Genomic DNA, 4,803 nt, shown 5'->3' with positions numbered 1-4,803 from the left:
ATGCGCGGCCGACCCCGGCACCCCGGGCACGCCCGCGCATCCGGCGGCTCCGGCCGATCCGAGCGCCGGATCGCTCGCGACCACCGGCGGCAGCACGTCGCCCTGGGTCCTCACCGGCGGAACGGTGCTCGCGCTCATCGGCGCCGGGCTCGTGGCAGCGCACGTCACGCGCACACGTCGCGCGCGCTGACCCCGGGCACCGCCCCACACACGAGGGCGGGGGCGAGGTCTCACGACCTCGTCCCCGCCCTCGTGCGTGCCGGCTGGAGCCTCGATCCCTCTGGGGCGGACAGGTCCGCGCCCGGCCGCGCGCAGAGACGACGCCTGGCGCGTCAGCGCACGTTGCCGTTGGAGCAGGTCTGCTGCGCGGCCGAGTTGCCCTTGATGCTGTCGGGCAGCGCCACCACGTCGCTCGGCGTCGCGTTGGGATCGGGCGTCGCCTCCACCGGGGTGGTGGGCTCCGCCACGATCACCCCGTCGTTGCTCGTGTTCTGATGCGTGACCTGGAGCTGGGCGTTCTTCTCGATCGCATCCCACATCACGTCAGCCGCCTGCGTGTTCGGAACCACCTTGTTGGGGTCGGCGCTGTCCTGGTTCGTCGGGTACTGGAGGAACACGATGTCCTCGAAGGGAACGGACTTCACGGCGAGCGCGATCTGCGCGATCTTCATCGGATCGGCGAGCGACGTGCTGGTCTCGAGGTTCTGGAGGCCGATGTTGGCGAGCTTCAGCATGACCGGGACGTTGCCGAGGGTGTCGCTGCTGATCAGGGCGCGCGCGAGGCTCGACATGTACTGCTGCTGGTTGCCGATGCGCCCCAGGTCGCTGCCGTCGCCGACGCCGTGCCGGGTGCGCAGGAACTGCAGCGCCTCGAGGCCCTGGAGCCAGTGCGTGCCCGCCTCCATGTCGAGGCCCGTGTAGCGGTCCTTGATCGGGTTGGCCAGGCAGACCTCCACACCACCGATCGCGTTGGTGATCTCGATCACGCCGCCGAACGTGACGGATGCCGCGAACTGCACCTCCTGGTCGGTCAGCCGCGAGATCGTCTGGACGACGCAGTTGAGGCCGCCGTCGGTGTAGGCGGTGTTGAGCGGCTGCTTGCTCATGGCGGAGTGGACGTTGCCGTCCTCGTCCTCGCACTCGGGGATCGGCACCATGAGGTCACGCGGGAAGCTGACCACCGTGATCCGCCGAGGTTCCTGCGAGACGTGGACCAGCAGGTTCACATCGTTGAGCGTGCCCCCCGCGTCGCGACCCGTGCAGCGATCGCCGAAGAGATCCTTGTACTTCTCCTCGCACGTGTCCACGCCCGTGAGAACGAGGTTGAAACCACCCTTGTACTCGCCGATGTCCGGCGGAACGTCTTCCTGACCGTCGAGATCGACCGCGTTCGCGGAGACCGTGCTGGAGAAGTCGTAGAAGATGTAGGTGCCGACACCGATGCCACTGACCAGCACCACGGCCAGGCCGATCGCGATGAACTTCATCAGCTGACCCAGGGTGCCGGGGGTGTGCTGCTGACCGTGTCGCGCGAGGGTATGACGGCGTCGGTTGTCGCTCACTCGGGCCCTTTCGGATTCGGCACGGCGTGGAGGGTTCGCCGTGCTCGGTATGCGGAGGGTGTGGGATTCGAACCCACGAGACATCTCTGCCCACTGGTTTTCAAGACCAGCTCCATCGGCCGCTCGGACAACCCTCCCGACAGATACGTCTGCCGACCAGGCGTGAGTCTAGCCGAACTCTATTCTCGTGCGTCGACCTGGGCGGGCGCTGGAAGCGTGTCGAGTGCGGTCGCGAGGCCCCCCGTTTCGACGTCGGTCGTGACCTCTCCCGCGGCGTCCTTCACCTCGTCCGGCGCCTGCCCCATCGCCACCGCACGGCCCCCGCCCGCGAGGGCCCAGCCGAACATCCCGATGTCGTTGCGACCGTCCCCCGCGACCAGCACGCGGTCGCGCTGCAGTCCGAGCTCGTCGCGCACCCGCTCCAGCGCCGTTCCCTTGTCGACGCCCTGCGGAGCGATGTCGAGCCAGGCGGTCCAGCCGATCGCGTACGACACCTCGTTGAGCCCCGCGTCGGCCACGAGCCGGTGGAAGTCGTCCTCGTCGTGATCCGGCGAGACGACCACGATGCGCGACACCGGGAGATCGCCGAGCCGGTCGAAGTCGACCTGCCGTCCGCCGTCGAGCGTCCAGTCGTCGAGCTGCTCGGTGAAGAGCCGCTGTCCGGAGCCGAGCTCGACCATGTATCGCGCGTCCGGGAGGCGGTCACGGAGCAGAGCCAGCGCGGGAGTCGGGTCGAAGGTCTCGACGTGCCAGCGCTCCCACCGGTCGCCCACGCGCCGCATCGTCACTGCGCCGTTCGAGCAGACGACGAGATCCGCCGTGAGACCCAGCTCCTCCACGTAGCGCTGCGTCCCCATCCAACTGCGCCCCGTCGCGATCGTGACCAGGTGTCCGGCGTCGCGCACGCGGGCGATCGCCTCCGGCACACCGGGGCTCATGGTCTCGTCCTGAAGCAGGATCGTGCCGTCGACGTCGAGGCCGACCAGCCAGGGCGCGCTCACCGGGCGGCCTGCGCGTCGGCGAGCGGGCGGATCACCTCGAGTCCGCCGAGGTAGGGGCGCAGCACCTCGGGCACCCGCACGGAGCCGTCCGCCTGCTGGTGCGTCTCGAGCAGGGCGACGATCCACCGGGTGGTCGCGAGCGTGCCGTTGAGCGTGGCCACGTGCTGCGTCTTCGTCGCGGACGCCCCCTCCTCCACCGGCGGCCGGTACCGCACGTCGAGGCGCCGGGCCTGGTAGGTCGTGCAGTTCGAGGTCGAGGTGAGCTCGCGGAACGCACCCTGGGTGGGCACCCACGCCTCGATGTCGTACTTGCGCGCGGCGCTCGAACCGAGGTCGCCAGCGGCGACATCGATCACGCGATACGCGAGGCCGAGCGCGGTGAGCATCTGCTCCTGCAGCGCGACCAGCCGCAGGTGCTCGGCCTCCGCGTCCTCGGCCGAGGTGTAGACGAACATCTCGAGCTTGTTGAACTGGTGCACGCGGATGATGCCGCGGGTGTCCTTGCCGTGCGATCCCGCCTCGCGGCGGTAGCACGTGGACCAGCCCGCGTAGCGGAGGGCGCCGTCGGACAGGTCGACGATCTCGTCCTTGTGGTAGCCGGCGAGCGCGACTTCGCTCGTGCCGACCAGGTACAGGTCGTCGTCCTTGTCGAGGTGGTACACCTCGTCCGCGTGCTCGCCGAGGAAGCCGGTGCCCTGCATGATCTCCGGCCGCACGAGCGTGGGCGTGATCATCGGCACGAAGCCGTTCTGCAGCGCCGTGTCGAGCGCGAGGTTCATGAGGGCGATCTCGAGCCGGGCGCCGATCCCGCGCAGGAAGTAGAAGCGCGCGCCGGAGACCTTCGCGCCGCGCTCCATGTCGATCGCGCCGAGCAGCTCCCCGAGCTCGAGGTGGTCGCGGGGCTCGAAGTCGAACGCCGGGACGTCGCCCACCCGACGCAGCTCGACGAAGTCCTCCTCGCCCCCCGCCGGCACACCGTCGATCACGACGTTCTCGATGCGCGCGAGGGCCGCGGCCGCGTGCTCCGAGGCTTCGTTCGCGGCGTGCTGCGCCTGCTTCACGCGGTCGGCGAGGTCCTTCGCCTGGGCGACGAGCGCCGCCTTCTCCTCCTTGGGGGCCTTGGCGACCTGCTTGCCGAAGGCGTTCTGCTCGGCACGCAGCTCTTCGAACGCGGCGAGCGCGGCCCTGCGCGATCGATCGGCCTCGAGTGCGACGTCGACGGTGCTCTGGTCGTTGCCACGGGCAGCCTGCGAACGGCGGACGATCTCCGGGTTTTCGCGGAGGAGTGCGAGGTCGATCATTCCGCAAGTCTACGAGGTGCGGCGGAGCCCCTCGGCTGCCGGTCTAGAGTAGCGCCATGCGCACGAGCCCCCCTGTCACCTCGCAGGCGGCACTCGTGTACAACCCGGTGAAAGTGGACGGGAAGCGGCTGCGGGCGCAGGTTCGAGACCTGTGCCGCGAGGCGGGCTGGCAGCACCCGGCGTTCTACCCGACGACGGTCGACGACGCCGGGCAGGGAGCCACGGCCGAGGCGCTCGCCCGTGGTGTGGACGTGGTGCTGGTGGCGGGCGGCGATGGCACGGTGCGCGCGGTCGCGGAGGCCATCGCCGGCACCGGGGTGCCGCTCGCGATCCTGCCGAGCGGCACCGGCAACCTCCTCGCGCGCAACCTGGGACTGCCGCTGACCGACCCCGCCGAGATGATCCGTGCCGCTCTGGGCGACTTCCGCCACCCGATCGACATCGGCTGGGCACGGCTCACCCGCGCGGACGGCGAGGAGGTCGAGCATGCCTTCGTGGTGCTCGCCGGCATCGGCCTGGACGCCGACATGATCGCGAACACGCGCTCCGACCTGAAGCGATCGGTCGGGTGGATCGCGTACGTCGACGGTGCTGCGCGATCGCTCCCCCGGGCCCAGCCGTTCCGCGCCGTCTACCAGATCGGTGAGGGGCGCCTGCACTCCACCAAGGTCCACAGCATCCTGTTCGCGAACTGCGGCACGCTGCCCGCCGGCATCTCACTGATCCCCGACGCGTCGATCACCGATGCCGCACTCGACGTCGCCGTGATCCAGCCGACCGGTGTGCTCGGCTGGCTGGGTGTGTGGCGCAAGATCTGGTGGGACAACTCGGTGCTGCGCCGCTTCCGCGCGGGACGCCTCGTGCTGGAGCGCCGCGGCACGGACGCCTCGGTGCACTACTTCCGCGGCGCGGCGGCCGAGGCGAGATCGGAAGAGCGTC

At 70.0% G+C, this 4,803-nt stretch carries 4 protein-coding genes, 1 tRNA gene and 1 pseudogene; 2 read left to right on the top strand and 4 right to left on the bottom strand.

Annotated features, from left to right (window positions below):
- Positions 1 to 190 (top strand): annotated as a pseudogene (locus DW299_RS19005) (hypothetical protein); the annotation flags it as partial.
- A gap of 142 nt (positions 191 to 332) precedes the next feature.
- Here the strand turns inward: DW299_RS19005 and DW299_RS09065 are convergent.
- The 4 genes from DW299_RS09065 to serS form a co-directional block, all read right to left on the bottom strand.
- Complete coding sequence (locus DW299_RS09065) at positions 333 to 1,562, bottom strand: LCP family protein (protein WP_136036385.1); 1,230 nt, start codon at positions 1,560 to 1,562, stop codon at positions 333 to 335.
- 52 nt (positions 1,563 to 1,614) lie between these two features.
- Positions 1,615 to 1,699 (bottom strand) — tRNA-Ser (locus DW299_RS09060).
- 42 nt (positions 1,700 to 1,741) lie between these two features.
- Positions 1,742 to 2,563 carry an HAD family hydrolase gene (locus tag DW299_RS09055; protein ID WP_136036384.1) on the bottom strand — a complete coding sequence of 274 codons (822 nt, stop codon included), beginning with the start codon at positions 2,561 to 2,563 and terminating at the stop codon, positions 1,742 to 1,744.
- Entirely contained in the window at positions 2,560 to 3,864 is a 1,305-nt protein-coding gene (gene serS / locus DW299_RS09050; protein ID WP_136036383.1) for a serine--tRNA ligase, read from the bottom strand. Before serS ends, DW299_RS09055 begins: the two co-directional genes overlap by 4 nt.
- A 56-nt stretch (positions 3,865 to 3,920) precedes the next feature.
- Here serS and DW299_RS09045 point away from each other — a divergent pair.
- Positions 3,921 to 4,803: diacylglycerol/lipid kinase family protein (locus DW299_RS09045; protein WP_136036382.1), on the top strand; the 883-nt coding region annotated here is incomplete at its 3' end.

Source organism: Microbacterium sp. K35 (genome assembly GCF_004794375.1).
Taxonomy (GTDB): domain Bacteria; phylum Actinomycetota; class Actinomycetes; order Actinomycetales; family Microbacteriaceae; genus Microbacterium; species Microbacterium sufflavum.
Note: the sequence above shows the minus strand (reverse complement) of the source record. Positions and strands in the feature narration are given on the sequence as shown.

Excerpts from the sequence above, each read along its gene's own strand:
- serS (WP_136036383.1), bottom strand. The coding sequence starts at position 3,864 with ATGATCGACCTCGCACTCCTCCGCGAAAACCCGGAGATCGTCCGCCGT.